Origin of the sequence: Pseudorhodoferax sp. Leaf267, assembly GCF_001422405.1 — a bacterium.
Lineage (GTDB): Bacteria > Pseudomonadota > Gammaproteobacteria > Burkholderiales > Burkholderiaceae_C > Pseudorhodoferax.
The window spans coordinates 96,115-115,791 of the sequence record NZ_LMMV01000023.1 but is presented as its reverse complement, the minus strand read 5'-3'; the positions used below and the strand labels follow the sequence as shown (position 1 = coordinate 115,791).

Below are 19,677 nucleotides of genomic sequence, written 5' to 3'. Positions count from 1 at the left end.
TCTCAGGCCTGCGGCAACAGGCGAATGCCCGTCGCCCCTTCCCGCTCCAGCTGCCCCACCAGGCCCAGTTCCCAATCCAGGTACTGTTGAAAGCCCGCATCACGCTGGGCCAGATCGGCATGGTGGTAGGGGCTGTACCAGTGGTCGTCGTCGCCCGTCAGCACGCCCTCGCCACCCTGTTCCACCGGCAGGCCGGCAGCAGCCCAGGCAGCCGTTCCGCCCGTGAGCGCGCGCACGTCGCGCCCGGTGCGCGCCGCCAGCTCGGCGGCCACGGTGCGGGCCAGCACGCCGTCGGGCGAGGTGACCAGCACGGCCTGCGCCACCGGCAGCTCGGCCACAAACGCGGGCAGGCGGTCCGGCACCGAGAACCGCGCGCCGGCGATGTGGCGCTTCTCGAACGCCGCGCGGCGCTCCACGTCGAACACCACGGCCTGGCCCGCCGCCAGCAGCGCCTGCGCCTGGACCGGCGCGATGGCCGCGGCCGCCGGGCGCGAGGCCAGCACCTGCACCGGCTCGGGGCCGGCCGCCAGCGTGGGCAAGCGCTGCGGCACGAACACGAAGACCTCGTAGCCGCCCAGCTGGGCCAGCCAGGCGCCCGTGGTCAGCGCACGCACGCCGTCCCAGTCGGCCAGCACGATACGCGCACCGCGCGCGGCGGCGTATTCGTCGGTGGCCTGCACCAGCTGCCCGCCGGGCGCCCAGCGCCAGCCCGGCAGGTGGCCGGCCTCGTGTTCCTCGCGCGTGCGCACGTCGAAGCGGTACAGCGTGCGGGCCTGCGCCTCGGCTTCGGCCTCGAAGCGCGCCAGATCCAGCGCGTCGATGCGCTGCACGCCGGCCCGCTTCGCCACGGCCTCGGCGCGCGCGCGGGCGGTCGCCAAGGTCTCGGCCGAGGGCTCCGGCAGCGCGGCCTGGCGGCCATGCGCCAGCGTGCGGCCGGTCAGCAGCCAGTCCATGGTGCCGTTGCGCAGCGAGGCGACCTGGTTCGGAATGCCGGCATCGATCAGCGTCTGCGCACCCACGATGCTGCGCGTGCGGCCGGCGCAGTTCACCACCACGAAGGTCTCGGGCCGCGGCGCGAGTTCGCCGATGCGGTAGACCAGCTCGGCACCCGGCAGGCTGTGCGCGAACGGCAGGCTGAAGTCGGCGAACTCCTCGGGCGTGCGGCTGTCCACCACCACGATGTCGTCGCCGCGCGCCACGCGTTCTGCCAGCTGTTCGGACGTGATCCAGGGCGTGTGCTTCTCGTGCTCGATGACTTCGCCGAAGGCCTTGCTGGGCACGTTGCTGCCACTGAAGATCTCGTAGCCCGCCGCCTCCCAGCCGTCGGTGCCGCCGGCCAGCACCGAGAGGTTGGTCCAGCCCAGGCGCGCCAGCTTGGCGGCGGCCTCGTGGGCCAGCGTCTCGTTGCCGTCGACCAGCACGGTGCGCGTGTTGCGGCGCGGCACCAGGCGGTCGATCAGCAATTCGAGGCGCCACAGCGGCGCGGGCGCGGCGAACAGGATGTGGCGGTGGGCGAACACGCCGGCCTCGCGCACGTCGAGCACGGCGATCTCCTCGCCATCGGCCAGCGCGGCCTTGAGCGCCTGCGGCGTGACGAGCGCATGGCGGATGGACTTGGGCGGGCCGAAGGTGCGGTACGTGCCGCCCTCCTTGCTCTCGAACACCACACGGCCGGGCAGGCGGTCCAGCGCCAGGCCGTAGAAGTGCAGCTGCAGGCCCTGTGCGTCGCCCACCAGTTCGATGGTGTGCACGTCGCTGGGCAGCAGCGTGACGGAGGCACCGGCCACCACGTCCACCGTGCGCAGGGCGGTCAGGGTGTGGCGCTGCGCATCGGCCGTGGCGTCGCGGCGGTAGAACACGTTGCGCTCGTTGCCGTGCACGCCGGCGATGATGGCCCAAGTCGTGTGGTCGTGCGGCGGCTGGGCCTTGCCGGGCAGGCCGGCCGACGCGTAGAGCGCGTAGCGGCCATCCAGGTCTTCGGCCAGGCGCCAGACCTGGGCCGGGTTGGCCTCGGACACGGGAAAGTGATCGAGCGGAAACAGCGCGCGCTGCAGGCCCAGCGCCTCCAGCGCCGAGGCCGTGGCGCGCAGCTGCTCGGGCGTGGCGCGTGTCGGCTCGGGGATCAGGCGGCGCGCGGTGGCGATGAAGGCCGCGACGGCGCGGGCGCGCTGGCTGGCGGTGTCGCTGCCGCTGAAGTCGAGGGAAACGTGGGTCTGGGTCATGGAAGAGGCCAAGCGGTGTGAACGGTGCGCCGAACGTAGCGCGCGCGACGGCCCGCGCCAACGAAGCAATTCGCGCTTGGATATCTGAAATGCGTCGTTCCTCGCGCGCGGCGTGCCGCCTAGATTGCGCAGCTGTTTCGCATCGAACGGCCCACTGCCATGACCCCTCGCACTTTTCTACGCACCCTCGCCGCCGGCCTCGCGCTCACGGCCCTGGCCCTGCCCGCGCTGCACGCCGCGCCCGACTTCCCGACCAAGCCCGTGCGCATCGTCGTGCCCGTGGCGCCCGGCGGCAGTGCCGACAAGCTCACGCGGCTGATCGCCGACAAGCTCACCGCGCTGTGGGGCCAGAACGTGGTGGTGGAGAACGTGGCCGGCGCCAGCGGCACCATCGGCGCGGCGCGCGTGGCCAAGGCCGCGCCCGACGGCTACACGCTGCTGCAACAGGGCGAGGGCCTCACGCTCAACAGCATCCTGTTCCAGGAGCTGCCCTACGGCGCGCAGAGCTTCGCGCCCATCATCAAGGCCGTGGTCAACCCGCAGATCCTGGTGGTGCACCCGGGCACGGGCCTGAACACGCTGGCCGACTACCTGGCCCGCGCCAAGGCCCAGCCCGACAGCATCAGCCTGGGGCTGCCCGGCAACGGCGGCGTGGCCCATGTGGCGCACGAGATGCTGGCGCAGGAGACCGGCGCCAAGGTCAACTACATCCCCTACGGCGGCGGCGGCCCGGCCACGCTGGACGTGCTGGCCGGCCACACCAACGCCACGCTGATCACGCTGGCCGCGGTGACCGACTACGTGCGCGCCGGCAAGCTGCGCGCGCTGGCCGTGACCACGGACTACCGCTCGCCGGCCCTGCCCGACGTGCCCACCATCGCCGAGGCGGGCGGCCCCGCGGGCTTCTCGGTGGAGAGCTGGCAGGGCTACTTCGCCCCGGCCGGCACGCCGCCCGAGGTGGTGCGCAAGATCAACCGCGACATCCAGGCCGTGCTGCAGGCGCCCGATGTGCGCAGCAAGCTACTGGAGCTCGGATTCGGCATCGCCGGCGGCACGCCCGAGGCGCTGGCGGCGAGCCTGCGGGCCGATCAGCCCAAGTACAGCCGGGCCATCAAGACAGCGGGGCTGACACTGCGCTGAGCGCGGCGCGGCCTTGCGGGCCGCGCATCAATCGCCCGCGCTTTCGGCATCGATCGCGCGGCGTCGGCGCGCTAGCATCGCGGACCCAACGCACCAGGAGTCCGCATGCTCAAGCTCTACATCGGCAACAAAAATTACTCGTCCTGGTCCATGCGGCCCTGGGTGCTGCTGACCCAGGCCGGCATCCCGTTCGAAGAAGTCATGGTCGGCTTCGACTCGTTCGACCCCGGTTCGCAGTTCAAGAATGCGCTGACCGGCATCACGCCCGTGGGCAAGGTGCCCGTGCTCGTGGACGGCGACCTGGCCGTGTGGGACACGCTGGCGATCGCCGAATACGCGGCCGAGCGATTCCCCGACAGGCAGCTGTGGCCCACAGATGCCAAGGCCCGCGCCCGCGCGCGCAGCATCTGTGCCGAGATGCATGCGGGCTTCGGCGCGCTGCGTTCGAACTGCCCCATGAACATCGAGGCCCGCCTGCCCGAGACCGGCCAGCTGATCTGGCGCGACAAACCCGGTGTGCGCGCCGACGTGGCGCGCCTGGTGGCGATGTGGGAGGAATTGCTGGCCGCGCACGGCGGCCCGATGCTGTTCGGCGCCTTCAGCATCGCCGACGCCTACTACGCGCCCGTCTGCATGCGCCTGCTGACCTACGCGCTGCCGCTGCCGCCTGCGATCGCGGCCTACGTGGACCGCGTGCGCGAACTGCCGGGCGTGCAGCGCTGGATCGAGGGCGCTCTGGCGGAGAAGGCGTTCCTCGATTTCGAGGAGCCGTATCGGCTGGGGCGCTGAAGCTCAGCGCAGCCACACCTGCGTCGGCACGGCTCGGGGTGTCGTGGTCCCATCGCCGAGCTGGTACCGGTCATTGCCGCCCCAGGTCCATACACTGCCATCGGTCTTCAAGGCGATGCTGTGGAAGGCGCCGGCCGCCACCTTGGTGAAGCCCGTGCCCACGTTCACAGCCACGGCCGTGTTGTTCAGCGTGCCGTCACCGACCTGGCCCGCATTGTTGAAGCCCCAGGTCCACAACCCACCATCGGTCTTCACGGCCAGCGTGTGGCTAGCAGACGTGGCGACCTCGCGCACGCCGGTGGTCAACAGCACGGGATTGGGGTGGGCGCCATCGGGCAAGCCCAACGCCCCCCAGGAAGAGGCGCCCCAGCCGTACAGGTTGCCGTCTGCGGCCACGCCATAGGCAGGCGAGAACATCGCCGTCACGGTGCTTACGTATCCAGTGCCGACCTGCTTGGGCACGGCGCTGGGCAGCGTCGTCCCGTCGCCGAACTGGCCATAGGCATTGGTGCCCCAGGCCCACAATGCCCCGTCTGTCTTGACGCCGAACGAGTGCTGCCTGCCAGCAGACACCTCGGCAAACCCGCTACCGATCTGCACCAGGCTGGTCCGTTCCTGGGTCGTGCCGTCTCCCAGCTGGCCGAAGTCGTTCAAGCCCATGGCCCAGAGCGTGCCCCCTTCCTGGATGGCCAGCAGATGGCTGTCGATGGCGATCCTGGTGAACACCATGCCGGGCGGCGATATCTGAACGGGAACGGTCGCATTGGTTCGGGCGGGTCCCCACGCCCAGAGGCTGCCGTCGGGCTTGAGCGCGGCGTAGTAATACTGGCCGACCGCCACCGCGCTGAAGCCCTGGCCAATCTGGCGCGGCTTGTCCAGATTCATGTAGGGAAACGCCTGGTATTGGTCGCCCCAGACCCACAGGGAGCCATCGGCCTTGACCGCCATGGAGATGTAGCCATTGGCCGAAATGGCCACGACCCCCGGCTCCTCGCGCGCGGTGACCTTGATGGCGTAGGACGCGCCATCGGCTGTCAACACCAGCGCCAGCACGCCTGCTTGCGACGGCGTGCAGCTCAGGTCGATCCCGCCGGCGAACGGCTGGGTCGAGCTCGCGCCACAGCTTTCGCCTTGCAGTGATGACGCGCGCGCGAAATCGCCGCGCGCGGTGCAGGTCAGCCTGGAGGTTGCGAAGGCGGGCGTGCACGACACCGCCGAGGTGCCGCGTTCGGGAAAGGGCTGGACCTGCGCACTCGCCCGGGCCTGCACCGCCCCGCCTGCACTGACCTGAACGGCCTTGGCGCCCTCGGACTGGGGCAGGCAGCGGTAACTGCGCTGGCTCGACGTCGCCTCTGCCTGCTCGACGAAGGGCGTGCAGTCCTGCGCCTCGATCTGCAGCGACGAGGTCAGCCCGCTGCCCGTGACCACGCAGGTCAACGCTTCTGTCATGGCCGGGGTATTGCACTGCACCGCACGGATGCTGAGCCCCTGGACCACCGGCGCAGGGCCCGCCGCATCACCGCCACCACCACCACCGCCACAACCGGCCACTGCCAAAGCAATGCCGAAAGCCCACCACCAACGCGCCATCCCTCAACCCCTCCTGTGATGCGTTGCAGTACGTCGATGGACGCCTCAATGCAACATCATGTAACCGGGATTATTTGCGCGCACAACGAGGATGGGGCATCAACGCGCGCAGTTTTTTGCGTCGCGGGAACGACCGCGAACCCACAACGCAAAGAGAGCCCCAAGGCTCTCTTTTTTGACCAGGTCCGCCGCAGGCGAACGTCAGCCACACGTCACAGCTTGAACGCCACCACGTCCTGCCGCTGCTCGCCCAGGCCGTCGATCCCCAGCGTCATCACGTCGCCCTTCTTGAGGAAGATGGCAGCGGGCTTCTTGCCCATGCCCACGCCGGGCGGGGTGCCGGTGGTGATGATGTCGCCCGGCATCAGCGTGTTGAGCTGGCTCACGTAAGCCACGAGCTTGGCCACGCCGAAGATCATGGTCTTGGTGTTGCCGGTCTGCATGCGCTCGCCGTTCACGTCCAGCCACATGCCCAGCTTCTGCGCGTTGGGCACTTCGTCGCGCGTGACCAGCCAGGGGCCGATGGGGCCGAAGGTGTCGAAGCCCTTGCCCTTGTCCCAGGTCAGGCCGTGTTCGAGCTGCCAGGCGCGTTCGCTCACGTCGTTGATGACAACATAGCCGGCCACATAGTTGAGCGCGTCCTTCTGCGAGACGCAGCGCGCGCGCGTGCCGATGACGACGCCGAGCTCCACTTCCCAGTCGCTCTTGACAGAGTTCTTGGGCAGCATCACCGGGTCGTTCGGGCCCTGGATGCAGCTGTTGGCCTTGGTGAACACCACGGGCTCGGCCGGGATGGGCATGTTGGATTCGGCCGCATGGTCGGCGTAGTTCAGGCCGATGGCGATGAACTTCTGCGTGCCCGACACCGGTGTGCCCAAACGCGGCTTGCCGCGCACCAGCGGCAGCTTGTCGGCCTTGACCTTCGCGATCTTGGCCAGGGCTGCATCGCCGAGCTGGGCCGGGCCGATGTCGGGCACGACGGACGAGAGGTCGCGCAGCTGGCCGTTGGCGTCGATGAGGCCGGGCTTCTCCTTGCCGGGGTTGCCGTAGCGGACGAGTTTCATGTGTTGCCTTCCTTTTCTCTTCTCTGTAAACAAAGCTTTCCGGAGCGCCCGCATCCTACGCGGGCTGCACTGAACACTTCCGGTGGCCGCGGAACGGGCTCTGACCGGCCGCTGGCGGTGCCCCCGCAAGGGGGTTGGCGAAGCGCGCAGCGCGGAGACTGGGGTGGGTCAATAAGTACTTCGGCCGCCCGACAGGTCGAACACCGCGCCCGTGGTGAAGGAGCAATCCTCCGTGCACAGCCAGCTGACCATGGCCGCGACCTCTTCGACTGTACCGAAGCGCGCCATGGGGATCTTGGACAGCATGAAGGCGATGTGCTCGGGCGTCATCTGGTCGAAGATCGGCGTCTTCACGGCTGCGGGGGTGATGCAGTTGACGCGGATGCCGGTGTCGGCCAGCTCCTTGCCCAGCGACTTGGTCAGGCCTATCACGGCCGCCTTGCTGGCGCTGTAGGCGCTGGCGTTGGGGTTGCCGTCCTTGCCGGCGACGGACGCGATGTTGACGATGCGGCCGTAGTTCCTGGCGCGCATCAGCGGCACGATCTCGCGGCAGCAGTGGAACAGGCCGTTCAGGTTGACCTGCTGCACACGCGCCCATTCCTCGGGCGGGTAGTCCCACAGCTTCACGTTGGGGCCGGTGATGCCGGCGCTGTTGACGAGGATGTCCACGGCCGCGTGGCGCGCAGCCGTCTCGCGCGCGCCGGCCGCCACGCTGGCGTGCGCGGCCACGTCGACCTGCACCGTATCAACGCCAGCACCGAGTACAGCCTGCGCCTTGGCGAGTGCCTCGGCGTTCTGGTCCCACAGCGTGACGCTGGCGCCCGAGGCCAGCATGCGTTGCGCGATGCCGTAGCCCAGGCCCACGGCGCCGCCCGTGATAACGGCGTGGCGGCCCTTCAGGTCGAGCTGATTCATATCGTCATGCCGCCGTCGACGGAGAAGATCTGGCCCGTGGCGAACACCGATTCGTCGCTGGCCAGGTAGACCACGATGGGCACGATCTCGGCCGCCTGCGCCAGGCGCCCCATGGGCTGGCGCGCGACGAAGGCCTTGCGTGCCTCGGCCGGGTCGGCATAGGCGTTGATGCGCTCGCCCAGCGAGGGCGTGTCCACGGTGCCGGGCGCGATCGCATTGCAGCGGATGCCCTTGGCCACGTAGTCGGCGGCCACGCTCTTGGTCAGGCCCACCACCGCCGCCTTGCTGGTGCCGTAGACGCAGCGGTTGGGCAGGCCCTTCAGGCTGCTGCACACGCTGGCCATGTTGATGATGCTGCCCTTGCCCTGGCCGCCCTGGCCGTCGTCATTGGCCAGCATGCGCGGCAGCGCGGCCTGGATGGCCCAGAACTGCGCGCGCACGTTGAGGTTCAGCGCGAACTCCAGGTCGTCGTCGCTGGCGTCCAGGATGCTGCCGTTGTGCACCACGCCCGCGCAGTTGAACAGCACGTCGATGGCTGGCATGCCGGCGATGACGGCCGTGATGGCGGTCTTGTCCAGCACGTCCAGCCGCTTGGCGTGCACGCGTGCCTGGTTTGCATAGGCAGCCTGCAGCAGCTCGTGGTTCACATCGGTGGCCCAGACCTCGGCGCCCTCGCGCGCCAGTGCCTCCACCGCCGCGCGGCCTATGCCCTGGCCGGCGGCGGTCACCAGCACTCTCTTGCCCTGCAGTCGCATCGCATCTCCTTGTGTTTGAGGGTTTCGCCGGATGGGTGCTCTCCGGAAGCTGTGGAATTATCAATTGGTCAGACCACTTGGCCAATTCAGTACAAGCCCTAAGAACGCCGTGCCGCTGCAGTCCATCGCCCCGCAACGCCTGTACCGCCAGATCGCGGACCAGCTGCGTGCCCTGATCGCGCAGGGCGAGTTCGCCGTGGGCGCGCGACTGCCGGCCGAGCGCGAGCTGGCGCAGCAGCTGGGCGTGAGCCGCCCCTCGGTGCGCGAGGCGCTGATCGCGCTGGAGGTGGAGGGCTGGGTCGAGGTGCGCACCGGCTCGGGTGTCTACGTGCTGGAGCGCGAACGCCGCGCGGCCGCGCCCGTGGCCGAAGCCGAATGGGGCCCGCTCGAGCTGATCCGCGCACGCCGCGTGGTCGAGGGCGAGACCGCCGCCATCGCCGCCCAGCAGCGCAAGCGCGTGCACCTGGATGCCATGGCCCGCGCGATCGAGGACATGCGCGAGATGGCCGCGCGCAAGGTCATGCCGCTGGAGGGCGACCGCGCGTTCCACCTGGCCATCGCGCAGGCCTGCGACAACCAGGTGCTGACCGAGACCGTGCAGGGCTTCTGGGACTCGCGCCGCGGCCCCATCTTCACGCGGCTGGGCGGCTACTTCGAGACCGTCACGTCCTGGCGCATGGCGATCGCCGAGCACGAGGCCATCCGCGAGGCGATCGCCGCGCGCGACGCCGCCGCCGCGCGCACCGCCATGCACACCCACATGGACAAGTCGCACCAACGCTTTTCCGCCAGCTGGGCGCGCGCCCAGAAACCCTGATCCACCACCCACCGAGGAGACACACGATGCACAGCTTCAAGCGGCATACCCTGAAGACCCTGGCGCTCGCCGCCACCCTGGCCTGCACGCTGGGCGCCAGCGGCCTGGCCCAGGCCCAGACCAAGCTCAAATGGGCCCACGTCTACGAGACCTCCGAGCCCTTCCACAAGTACTCGGTGTGGGCCGGCGAGGAGATCAAGAAGCGCACCAACGGCAAGTACGAGATCACCGTGTTCCCGGCCTCCACGCTGGGCAAGGAGGCCGACATCAACCAGGGCCTGACGCTGGGCACGGTGGACATCGTGCTGACCGGCGCCAGCTTCGCGGGCCGCAGCTACACGCCGCTGTCGATCAGCTACTTCCCGTTCATCTTCCGCGACGCCGAGCACCAGTTGAAATACGCCACCAGCGACGTGTTCAAGGAACTCGCCAAGGGCTACGACGACAAGACCGGCAACCACATCACCGCGCTCAGCTACTACGGCGCGCGCCATGTGACCAGCAGTGCGGCCAAGCCGGTGAGCAAGCCCGAGGACATGAAGGGGCTGAAGATCCGCGTGCCCGATGCGCCGGCCTACCTGGCCTTCCCGCGCGCGCTCGGCGCCAATGCCACGCCCATCGCGTTCGCCGAGGTCTACCTGGCGCTGCAGAACAACACCGTGGACGCGCAGGAAAACCCGCTGCCCACCATCGAGGCCAAGAAGTTCTACGAGGTGCAGAAGAACATCTCGCTGACCGGCCACATCGTCGACTCGCTGCTGACGGTGGTCTCGGGCACTTTGTGGAACAAGCTCAGCGCGGACGAGAAGAAGATCTTCGGCGACGTGATGGTGGAGGCCGCGGACAAAACGGGCCGCGACATCATCGCCTCCGAGGCACGCCTGGTGGATGAGTTCAAGAAGCGCGGCAACAACGTGATCACGGTCGACAAGAACGCCTTCCGCGAGGCCGTGCTGAAGAACACCAAGCCCACCGACCACGGCTACCGCCAGCAGGACTACGACCGCATCACCGCCATCAAGTAACGCCCGCCAGCGCCCGCAGCACGCGGGCGCCGTCGTTGGAGACAGCATGCAAGAACAAAAGATCATCGATGACGAAGGCAACTTCCACGTGGAAGACGAGGAGGTGGACCTGTCGGGCACCATCGCCGAAGGCTGGGCCGCGCTGGCCCTGTTCTGGCTGCTCGGCGCCACCGTGCTCTACCAGTTCATCACGCGCTATGTGCTGAACGATTCGGCCGCGTGGACCGAGGAGGTGGCGCGCTACATGCTCATCGGCGTGGTGTTCATCGGCGCGGCCATCGGCGTGCACAAGAACAACCACATCCAGGTCGACTTCTTCTACCGCCACATGCCGGCCGCCATGGGCCGGTGGCTGTCGCGGATCGTCGACGTGGTGCGCATCGCCTTCTTCGTGGCCGCCGCGGTGATGACGGTGCAGATGATGCTCAAGATCGGCGCCATGACGCGCATGACGGTCATCGACGCGCCCATGAACATCGTCTACGGCGTGTGCTGCATCGGCTTCCTGGCCATGGCCTGGCGCTCGGTGCAGGTCGCACGCGCCCACTGGGCGCGCGGCTACAGCGTGCTCGAGCGCCCCGAATCCACCATGCAGGACCACTGAACCGCCATGCTGAAAATCCTGTTCCTGTTTTTCATGGCCGGCGGCATTCCGGTGGCCATCGCCATGGCCGGCGCCTCGCTGGTCTACATCCTGATCACCGGCAACCTGCCGCCCTTCGTGGTGGTGCACCGCATGGTCAGCGGCATCGACAGCTTTCCGCTGCTGGCCGTGCCCTTCTTCATCCTGGCCGGCAACCTGATGAACAACGCCGGCATCACCACGCGCATCTACAACTTTGCGCTGGCGCTGGTGGGCTGGCTCAAGGGCGGGCTGGGCCACGTGAACATCGTGGGCTCGGTGGTGTTCGCCGGCATGAGCGGCACGGCCATTGCCGATGCCGCAGGCCTGGGCACCATCGAGATCAAGGCCATGAAGGAGCATGGCTACAGCACCGAGTTCGCGGTGGGCGTCACGGCCGCGTCGGCCACGCTGGGGCCCATCATCCCGCCCAGCCTGCCGTTCGTGATCTACGGGATGATGGGCAACGTGTCCATCGGCGCGCTGTTCCTCGCGGGGCTGATGCCGGGCCTGCTCATGACTATCCTGATGATGCTCACGGTGGCCTACTACGCGCACAAGAACGGCTGGGGCAGCGACACCAAGTTCTCGGCGCCGCGGCTGATCAAGGCGCTGTCGGAACTGGCGGTCGTGGTCGGCTGGCCGCTGGGCCTGTGGCTGCTGGTCAGCAAGTTCGACCTGCCGGCCCAGCCCACGGTGTTCGCGGGCCTGGCCTCGCTGTTCGTGCTGGACAAGATCTTCAGGTTCGAGGCGCTGCTGCCCATCATGACGCCCGTGTTGCTGATCGGCGGCATGAGCACCGGCCTGTTCACGCCCACCGAGGGCGCCATCGCCGCCTGCCTGTGGGCCATGATTTTGGGCTTTGCCTGGTACCGCACGCTCAAGTGGAAGATGTTCCTCAAGGTCTGCCTGGACACCATCGAGACCACCTCCACCGTGCTGTTCATCGTGGCGGCGGCGTCCATCTTCGGCTGGATGCTGACGGCCACCGGTGTCACCACCGACATCGCGGCCTGGGTGCTGGGCTTCACCCGGGAGGCCTGGGTGTTCCTGCTGCTGGCCAACCTGTTGATGCTGTTCGTCGGCTGCTTCCTGGAACCCACGGCGGCCATCACCATCCTCGTGCCCATCCTCTTGCCGATCGCGCTGCAGCTGGGCATCGACCCGGTGCACTTCGGCCTGGTGATGGTGCTGAATTTGATGATCGGCCTGCTGCACCCACCCATGGGGCTGGTGCTGTTCGTGCTGGCGCGGGTGGCGGGCCTCTCCTTCGAGCGCACGACCATGGCCATCCTGCCCTGGCTGGTGCCCCTGCTGCTGAGCCTGGCCATCATCACCTACGTGCCCTCGCTGGTGCTGTGGCTGCCCAAGATGTTCTTCTAACCCCCCGATTCCCTTGCCCGAAAGAGGCCCCACGATGACCCCCTTTATTCGATTGCATCCCGACGACGACGTGGTGATCGCGCGCAGCCAGCTGGTCGGCGGCGCCACCGTCGAGAACTTCACCGTGCGCGGCCTGATCCCGGCCGGCCACAAGGTCGCCTCGCACGACATCGCGCAGGGCGCGCCCGTGCGCCGCTACAACCAGATCATCGGCTTCGCGAGCCGGCCCATCGCCCAGGGCGAGCACGTGCACACGCAGAACCTGGACATGGGGCCGGACAAGGGCGACTTCGCACGCGACTACGCCTTCGGTGCCGACGTGAAGCCGGCCCCCGCGAAGCGCGAGGCCATCTTCATGGGCATCAAGCGCGCCGACGGCCGCGTGGCCACGCGCAACTACATCGGCGTGCTGACCAGCGTGAACTGCTCGGCGACGGCCGCGCGCGCCATTGCCGACCACTTCTCGCGCCGCAGCAACCCACAGGCACTGGCCGCATTCCCGAACGTGGACGGCGTGGTCGCGCTCACGCACGGCACGGGCTGCGGCATGGACACGCAGGGCATGGGCATGCAGATCCTGGAGCGCACGCTGACGGGCTATGCCACGCACCCCAACTTCGCCGGCGTGCTGGTCGTGGGCCTGGGCTGCGAGGCGAACCAGATCAACGCCTGGCTGGCCACCGGCCACCTGGCCGAGGGCGAGAACTTCCGCACCTTCAACATCCAGGACACGGGCGGCACGCGCAAGACCGTGGACAAGGGCATCGCGCTGATCAACGAAATGCTGCCGCGCGCCAACGCCGTGTGGCGCGAGCCTTGCAGCGCGGCGCACATCACCATCGGCCTGCAGTGCGGCGGCTCGGACGGCTACTCGGGCATCAGCGCCAACCCGGCGCTGGGCGCGGCGGTGGACATCCTGGTCGCGCACGGCGGCACGGCCATCCTCTCCGAGACGCCCGAGGTCTACGGCGCCGAGCATCTGCTGACCCGCCGCGCCGTGCGCCGCGAGGTGGGTGAGAAGCTCGTGGAGCGCATCCACTGGTGGGAGCGCTACACCGAGATCAACGAAGGCGAGATGAACAACAACCCCTCGCCCGGCAACAAGGCGGGCGGGCTGACGACCATCCTGGAGAAGTCGCTGGGTGCGGTGGCCAAGGGCGGCACCAGCAACCTGGAGGCGGTCTACGAGTACGCCGAGCCGGTCACGGCGCACGGCTTCGTCTACATGGACACGCCGGGCTACGACCCGGTGAGCGCGACGGGCCAGGTGGCGGGCGGCGCGAACATGATCTGCTTCACCACCGGCCGCGGCTCGGCCTATGGCTGCGCACCGTCGCCCTCGCTCAAGCTGGCCACCAACAGCGTGCTGTGGCAGCGCCAGGAAGAAGACATGGACATCAACTGCGGCGAGATCGTGGACGGCAAGGCCAGCATCCAGGAGATGGGCGAGCGCATCTTCCAGCTGGTACTGGCCACGGCGTCGGGCGAGCAGAGCAAGAGCGAGAAGCACGGGTATGGGCAGAACGAGTTCGTGCCTTGGCAGGTCGGCGCGGTGATGTGAGGACGATGCCATGAGCAAAACCATTTCCCCGGAACTGCTGACCGCGCAGGTCGCCAGGGTCATCGCCGCGGCCGGCAGCACCGAGGCCGAAGCGCAGAAGGTCGCGTCCAACCTCGTGCTCGCCAACCTCAGCGGCCACGACTCGCATGGCGTGGGCATGGTGCCGCGCTATGTCGATGCCGTGCTCGAAGGCGGCTTGAAGCCCAACACAGGGGCGAAAGCCACGCTGGACATCGGCACCATGCTCGCGCTGGACGGCCAGCGCGGCTACGGCCAGGTGGTCGGCGAGCAGGCCATGCAGCTGGGAATCGAGCGCGCGCAGGCGCACGGCAGCTGCATCATGACGGTGGGCAACAGCCACCACCTGGGCCGCATCGGCCACTTTGCCGAGATGGCGGTGGCCCAGGGCCTGGTGTCCATGCATTTCGTCAATGTGCTGTCGCGCCCCGTGGTCGCACCCTTCGGCGGCGGCGACGGGCGCTTCGGCACCAACCCCTGTTGCATCGGCGTGCCGCTGCAAGGCCAGGAGCCCTTCATCCTCGACTTCGCCACCAGCCGCCAGGCCCAAGGCAAGATGCGCGTGGCGCACAACAAGGGCGAGCGCGTGCCGCCGGGCACCTTGATCGACGAGCATGGCCGCCCCACCACCGACCCCGGCGTGGTCGTCGTGCCGCAGAGCAACGGCCTGTTCGGCGCCTTGATGACCTTCGGCGAGCACAAGGGCTACGGCATGGCAGTCGCCTGCGAACTGCTGGGCGGCGCGCTGAGCGGCGGCGGCACCTGGCACCGGCCGGCCGACCAGGCGCGCACGGTGCTGAACGGCATGCTGACGGTGCTGATCGACCCGGCCAGGCTGGGCACGCAGGCCCGCTTCGAGCAGGAGGCCGTTGCCTTCATCGACTGGCTGCGCCAGGGGCCGCCCGGCGAGGGCTACGACAAGGTGCTGGTCGCCGGCGAACCCGAGCGCGCCTACCGCACAGCGCGCGCGGCGGCAGGCATCGTCGTGGACGATCAGACCTGGGCGGAGATCGTCGAGGCAGGCGCCAAGGTCGGCTGTGTGGTCGGGGTCTGAGTCGCCTGGAGGCGCGCACCGCCATCTACAGCGACCACGCGCCCGGCATGCCCGAGTAGGATCGAGTGCCTAAAAGTCACGGAGCCGCCCATGCGAACCACACATCAACTGAGCGTCACCCTGCCGAAGGAGATGGCGGACGCGGTCAAGGCGAAGGTGTCAACAGGCGAGTACGCGTCTGAAAGCGAAGTCATCCGCGATGGCCTGCGCGCATTGATGGCCCGTGACCGGGCTGTGGAGGGCTGGCTACACGGCACGGTTGGCCCCGCGTACGACGCCCTGCAAGCCGATCCGTCCCGCGCCCGCACCGTGGGGCAGGTCCAAGCCAGATTGGCCGACGAGCACGCCGCGATGAAATGAACTACCGGGTGGTTTTCTCTGCAGACGCAGAAGAACAACTCGTTGCGCTGTACCGCTACATCGCCGCTGCGGCTTCGCCCAGCGTCGCCCCTGGATACACGCAGGCCATCATCCAATACTGCGAGAGCCTGCAAACCTTCCCTCAGCGGGGCACCCGGCGAGACGACATCCGCCCTGGCTTGCGCACGACCAACTACCGCAGGCGCACCGTCATCGCGTTTGCAGTCGACGACGATGTGGTCTCCGTCATCGGAATCTTCTACGGCGGCCAGGACTACGAGTCGCTGCTGCGCGACGACTCGCAGCCCGGCTGATCATCCAGGAGCGTCACTGCGGGTCGAAGCCAAGCGCCGTCGGTGCTTGTCCCAACCCTCAGCCCGCCGCGCCCCGCGGCACCAGCCGCACCGGCTTCTCCGCCCGCGCCCGCAACTGGCCGCAGCCGCCATCGATGTCCTGCCCCGCCGAGTCGCGCAGCTTGGTCAGCACGCCGCGCTGGTGCAGCGCGCGCGCCATGGCCTTGGCCTTGTCCCAGGCCGGCCGCTGGAACGCGAGTCCCGGGACGGTGTTGTACGGGATCATGTTCAGCAGCGCGTACTTGCCCTTCAGCAGGCGCACGATGCCGTCGATCTCGTCCTCGCCGTCGTTCACACCGTCCAGCAGCGTCCACTGGTACTGGATCGGGTAGCCGGTGGCCCGCGCATAGCGCTCGCCCGCGTCGACCAGCTCTTCGGGCGCGAGCCTGGGCGCACGCGGCAGCAGTTGCTCGCGCAGTGCGCGCTTGCTGGTGTGCAGCGACAGGGCCAGCGCGGGCTTCACCGGGCCCAGCGGCAGCCGCTCGAACACGCGCGGGTCGCCCACGGTGGAGAACACCAGGTTCTTGTGGCCGATGTTGCCGTGCAGGCCCAGCACTTCGATGGCCTCCATCACCTGGTCGAGGTTGTGCGCCGGCTCGCCCATGCCCATGAAGACGACCTTCTTCACCGGCCGCAGCGCGCGCGCCAGCGCGACCTGGCCCACGATCTCGGCGCTGCTGACCTGGCGCACCAGGCCTTCGCGGCCGGTCATGCAGAACTGGCAGCCTACCGCGCAGCCGACTTGCGAGGACACGCACAGGCCGTCGCGCGGCAGCAGCACGCTTTCGATGGACTGGCCGTCCTGCAGGCCGACCAGCAGGCGGGCCGAGCCGTCCTCGGCCGGGTGCTGCGACTGCAGCGTCGCCAGCGCGGCCAGGTCGCGCGTCAGCTGTGGCAGGTCCGCGCGCACGCGCTGCGGAAAGAAGTCGTCGTGCCAGCGCCGTGCGCCGTCGATCAGCGGGCGGCCCTGGGCCCACTGGCGCAGCACGCGGCCCTCGTGCAGCGGCAGCGCGCCCAGCGCGCGCAGGCGTTGACGCAGTTCGGTGAGGGTCATCTTTGCGCGGGCGGACAGGTGGCGGTGGCGGGGCGCGGATTGTCGCCGCAGGCGCGCAAGGCGCCAGCGGGAGCCAACGAGGGGCCGACGTGGTGCACGGCTTCTTCGGGCGCTGCGGCCCGCAGGGCAGCCGCACCGGGACGGCAGGCGGCAGCCGGACGTGGCCTGCGCCAGCACCAGCACCACGCGGGAGCAGCTACGCTACGGCGTGGGCGTGACGCACAAGTTCTGTGTCACGCCGGCCACGAGAACTTCGGTGGCCGCTTTTCCAGGAAGTCGTTGACCGCACGCTTGTGCTCGGGCGAGCCCATGGCCAGCGCCTGCGCGTCGGCCTCCAGGCTCAGCGCCAGGGCCAGGTCGCCGGTGGACGCGGTCGTGCGCTTGATCAGGCTGACCGCCATGGCCGAGGCGCCTTCGAAGCTCCGGGCCAGCGCCAGTGCGCGCGGCAGCAAGGCTTCGGGCGCGTGCACTTCCATCGCGATGCCCAGGCGCAGGGCCTCGTCGGCGTTCACCTCGCGCGCCGACAGCATGAGCTCGCGCGCGCGCTGCGGGCCGACGATGCGCGGCAGTGTGTAGAAGATGCCGCAGTCGGGCACCAGGCCGACCTTGAGGAACGACACGCACATGCGCGCGCGCGACGTGGCCAGCACGAAGTCGCCGGCCAGCGCCAGGCCGAAGCCGGCGCCGAAGGCCGCGCCGTCCACCGCGCAGATCACGGGCTTGTCCAGGCTCAGCAGGTCGCGCAGCCAGCTGTGCAGCAGGTGCAGGCGGTCGCGCCAGCCGGCGTTGTCCAGGCCCGCGCTGGCGATATTGCGCAGGTCGCCGCCGGAGCAGAAGTGGCCGTTGGCGCCGGTGATGACCAGCGCGCGGATGGCCGGGTCGGTGCGCACGCGCTCGACGGCCTGGGCGACCTCGACACGCATGTCGGGGCCGATGGCGTTGCGCGTGGCGGCGTCGTCCAGGGTGAGGACGGCGGTGGCGCCTTGCAGGTCGAAGCGGGTCAGGGGCATGGTGGTGTCTTTCGATGAGTCATTGCGGTGGGGGGGGTGACGGAGGCCGTGCGGGCCCTCACCCCAACCCTCTCCCAGAGGGAGAAGGAGTAAAAGCAAGAGCGCGGCCAAGCTCCCTCGCCCCTCTGGGGAGAGGGTTGGGGTGAGGGGCCACGGCCTGATCAGCTGGCGCCCAGCTCGCGCCCCCCAGGCAGCGAACTTCCCCCATCCACATTCAGGATCGCGCCCGTCACGTAGCTGGCCAGCGGTGACGCCAGCACCAGCGCCATGTCGGCGATCTCGCGCGTCGTGCCCATGCGGCCCAGCGGCACGGAATCGGTCACGCGCTTTTCGGCCGCGGCATCGGGCGCCAGCCGGCGCATGCCCTCGGTGCCGCCGATGGGGCCGGGCACGAGCGAGTTGACGCGGATGCCGTCTGCGCCCCACTCCATGGCCAGCACGCGCACCATCATGTCCAGCCCGGCCTTGGCCGCGCACACGTGGGCCTGCAGCCTGGTCGGGTTGGCCGCCTGCGGCGCCGAGATGTTGAGCACCGAAGCACCGGGCTTGCGCAAGAAGGCATGGGCGGCGCGCACCACGTTGAAGCCGCCGATCAGGTCGATGTCGACCACCGTCTTGAAGCCCTTGGAGGACATGCCCAGGGCCGGCGCCACGAAGTTGCCGGCCGCGCCGGAGACCAGCACGTCGATGGGGCCGAAGCGCTCGTGCGCGGCGCGCAGCGCGGCCTCGATGGCCTCGGCGTCGCGCACGTCGGCGCTGTAGCCCTCGGCCTGGCCGCCGTGGGCACGCAGTTGCTCGACCGCGCCGGCCACGCGTTCGGCCGAGCGGCTGGCGATGGCCACGTTGGCGCCGGCCTCGGCGAAGGCGTCGGCAATCGCCAAGTTGATGCCACTGGAGCCACCGGCCACGAAGACGTTGCGGCCGGTGAAGTCGAAGGGGTCGGGTCTGTCTTTTGTCAATTTGCTCTCCTCAGTCCACACGGATGTTGGCTTCCTTGATCACCCTGCCCCAGATGGCCAGGTCGCGCCGCATCTCCTGCGCGAACTCGGCCTGCGGCTCGCCACCGGGCAGCAGGCCCAGCTCTTCCAGGCGCTTGCGCACCTCGGGCTGGGCCAGGATGGCGTTGAGCTCGTCGGACAGCTTCTTGGCAATGGGCGCAGGCGTGGCCGCCTGCGTGAACAGTGCGAACCAGCCATAGGGCTCGAAGGACTTGTAGCCCAGCTCGGTGAAGGTGGGCGCATTCGGCGCCAGCGGCGAGCGGCGCGCGCCCGTCACGCCCAGCACCTTGACGCGGCCGCCGCCCATCTGCGCCGCGGCCGTGGTCGCATCCAGGAAGGCCACCTTGACCTGGCCGCCGAGCAGGTCGGCCATCAGCGGGCCGGCGCCCTTGTAGTGGGCGATGGCCAGGTCCAGCCCGGCCTGGCTGCTCAGCATGGCCGCGTGCACATGGCCCGAGGTGCCGTTGCCGTAGGAGCCCAGTGCGTAGTCGCGCGGGTTGGCCTTGGCCAGCTTGACGAACTCTTCGAGCGTGTTGGCCGGCACGTCGCGGTGCACCAGCAGCAGGTCGGCCGAGCGCGCGGCCACGGCCAGGGGGTAGAAGTCCTTGAGCAGGTCGTAGGGCAGCTTGGGCATCATGGCCGGGTGCTGCACCATGACCGTGATGCCCATGAGGATGGTGGTGCCATCCGGCACGGCCTTGGCCACCATGTCGTTGCCGATCACGCCGCCCGCGCCGGGCTTGTTCTCCACGAACACCGTGGCCTTCAGGCTCTCGCCGAGCTTGGTCGCCATCAGGCGGCCGATGGTGTCGGTGCCGCCGCCCGGGGCATAGGGCACGACGATGCGCAGCGGCCGGCTCGGGAAGTCCTGCTGCGCCAGCGCGGGCAGGCCGGCCAGGCCGAGCGTGGTGAGGGCCAGGGCCTGGCGGCGCGTGATGTCTTGCATG

At 69.2% G+C, this 19,677-nt stretch carries 19 protein-coding genes; 10 read left to right on the top strand and 9 right to left on the bottom strand.

The features are described 5' to 3' along the window. Positions 1 to 2: 2 nt before the first annotated feature. Complete coding sequence (locus tag ASF43_RS22505) at positions 3 to 2,222, bottom strand: rhodanese-like domain-containing protein (RefSeq protein ID WP_056186041.1); 2,220 nt, start codon at positions 2,220 to 2,222, stop codon at positions 3 to 5. Between the two features lie 159 nt (positions 2,223 to 2,381). Between ASF43_RS22505 and ASF43_RS22500 the strand changes: the two genes are divergently transcribed. Together ASF43_RS22500 and ASF43_RS22495 are read left to right on the top strand one after the other, a co-directional pair. Next, positions 2,382 to 3,362 (top strand): tripartite tricarboxylate transporter substrate binding protein, encoded by a 981-nt coding sequence (locus ASF43_RS22500; RefSeq protein WP_056186038.1) that lies wholly within the window; start codon positions 2,382 to 2,384, stop codon positions 3,360 to 3,362. 105 nt (positions 3,363 to 3,467) lie between these two features. Beyond that, the gene (locus ASF43_RS22495; RefSeq protein WP_056186035.1) at positions 3,468 to 4,151 is read left to right on the top strand and encodes a glutathione S-transferase family protein; all 684 of its coding nucleotides are present in this window, start codon (positions 3,468 to 3,470) and stop codon (positions 4,149 to 4,151) included. Positions 4,152 to 4,154: 3 nt separating this feature from the next. Here the strand turns inward: ASF43_RS22495 and ASF43_RS22490 are convergent, their stop codons facing one another. The 4 genes from ASF43_RS22490 to ASF43_RS22475 form a co-directional block, all read right to left on the bottom strand. Next, positions 4,155 to 5,600 (bottom strand): hypothetical protein, encoded by a 1,446-nt coding sequence (locus ASF43_RS22490; RefSeq protein WP_162241847.1) that lies wholly within the window; start codon positions 5,598 to 5,600, stop codon positions 4,155 to 4,157. A 353-nt stretch (positions 5,601 to 5,953) separates the two neighbouring features. Then, a complete protein-coding gene (locus tag ASF43_RS22485; protein WP_056186029.1) occupies positions 5,954 to 6,805 on the bottom strand; it encodes a fumarylacetoacetate hydrolase family protein in 852 nt (283 codons plus the stop codon). A gap of 168 nt (positions 6,806 to 6,973) precedes the next feature. Next, positions 6,974 to 7,720, bottom strand: a complete 747-nt coding sequence (locus ASF43_RS22480) for an SDR family NAD(P)-dependent oxidoreductase (protein ID WP_056186026.1) — start codon at positions 7,718 to 7,720, stop codon at positions 6,974 to 6,976. Continuing rightward, positions 7,717 to 8,475: an SDR family oxidoreductase gene (locus ASF43_RS22475; protein ID WP_056186024.1), complete on the bottom strand. Its 759-nt coding sequence runs from the start codon at positions 8,473 to 8,475 to the stop codon at positions 7,717 to 7,719. Before ASF43_RS22475 ends, ASF43_RS22480 begins: the two co-directional genes overlap by 4 nt. 109 nt (positions 8,476 to 8,584) lie before the next feature. On the opposite strand from ASF43_RS22475, the gene ASF43_RS22470 reads away from it, so the two are divergent. From ASF43_RS22470 to ASF43_RS22435, 8 genes are all read left to right on the top strand, one after another. Next, a complete protein-coding gene (locus ASF43_RS22470; RefSeq protein ID WP_056186021.1) occupies positions 8,585 to 9,292 on the top strand; it encodes a FadR/GntR family transcriptional regulator in 708 nt (235 codons plus the stop codon). Between the two features lie 26 nt (positions 9,293 to 9,318). Then, positions 9,319 to 10,317 carry a sialic acid TRAP transporter substrate-binding protein SiaP gene (locus tag ASF43_RS22465; RefSeq protein WP_056186019.1) on the top strand — a complete coding sequence of 333 codons (999 nt, stop codon included), beginning with the start codon at positions 9,319 to 9,321 and terminating at the stop codon, positions 10,315 to 10,317. A gap of 46 nt (positions 10,318 to 10,363) precedes the next feature. Then, on the top strand, positions 10,364 to 10,921 hold the full coding sequence (locus tag ASF43_RS22460; RefSeq protein WP_056186015.1) for a TRAP transporter small permease: 558 nt from the start codon (positions 10,364 to 10,366) through the stop codon (positions 10,919 to 10,921). Positions 10,922 to 10,927: 6 nt separating this feature from the next. Continuing rightward, a complete protein-coding gene (locus ASF43_RS22455; RefSeq protein WP_056186013.1) occupies positions 10,928 to 12,322 on the top strand; it encodes a TRAP transporter large permease in 1,395 nt (464 codons plus the stop codon). A gap of 34 nt (positions 12,323 to 12,356) precedes the next feature. Continuing rightward, positions 12,357 to 13,883 carry a UxaA family hydrolase gene (locus ASF43_RS22450; RefSeq protein WP_056186009.1) on the top strand — a complete coding sequence of 509 codons (1,527 nt, stop codon included), beginning with the start codon at positions 12,357 to 12,359 and terminating at the stop codon, positions 13,881 to 13,883. A 10-nt stretch (positions 13,884 to 13,893) separates the two neighbouring features. Continuing rightward, entirely contained in the window at positions 13,894 to 14,955 is a 1,062-nt protein-coding gene (locus ASF43_RS22445; RefSeq protein WP_056186005.1) for a malate/lactate/ureidoglycolate dehydrogenase, read from the top strand. Between the two features lie 90 nt (positions 14,956 to 15,045). After that, on the top strand, positions 15,046 to 15,315 hold the full coding sequence (locus ASF43_RS22440) for a type II toxin-antitoxin system ParD family antitoxin (RefSeq protein ID WP_056186002.1): 270 nt from the start codon (positions 15,046 to 15,048) through the stop codon (positions 15,313 to 15,315). Next, a complete protein-coding gene (locus ASF43_RS22435) occupies positions 15,312 to 15,629 on the top strand; it encodes a type II toxin-antitoxin system RelE/ParE family toxin (protein WP_056186001.1) in 318 nt (105 codons plus the stop codon). The genes ASF43_RS22440 and ASF43_RS22435 overlap by 4 nt, the downstream gene beginning before the upstream one ends. A 58-nt stretch (positions 15,630 to 15,687) precedes the next feature. On the opposite strand, the gene ASF43_RS22430 is transcribed toward ASF43_RS22435, so the two are convergent. The 4 genes from ASF43_RS22430 to ASF43_RS22415 form a co-directional block, all read right to left on the bottom strand. Continuing rightward, positions 15,688 to 16,722: an RNA methyltransferase gene (locus ASF43_RS22430; protein ID WP_056185998.1), complete on the bottom strand. Its 1,035-nt coding sequence runs from the start codon at positions 16,720 to 16,722 to the stop codon at positions 15,688 to 15,690. Positions 16,723 to 16,955: 233 nt separating this feature from the next. Then, complete coding sequence (locus ASF43_RS22425) at positions 16,956 to 17,732, bottom strand: enoyl-CoA hydratase/isomerase family protein (protein ID WP_056185995.1); 777 nt, start codon at positions 17,730 to 17,732, stop codon at positions 16,956 to 16,958. 161 nt (positions 17,733 to 17,893) lie between these two features. Beyond that, positions 17,894 to 18,691, bottom strand: a complete 798-nt coding sequence (locus tag ASF43_RS22420; RefSeq protein WP_056185993.1) for an SDR family oxidoreductase — start codon at positions 18,689 to 18,691, stop codon at positions 17,894 to 17,896. A 10-nt stretch (positions 18,692 to 18,701) separates the two neighbouring features. Further along, positions 18,702 to 19,676, bottom strand: a complete 975-nt coding sequence (locus ASF43_RS22415; RefSeq protein ID WP_056185989.1) for a tripartite tricarboxylate transporter substrate binding protein — start codon at positions 19,674 to 19,676, stop codon at positions 18,702 to 18,704. Position 19,677: the final 1 nt, after the last annotated feature.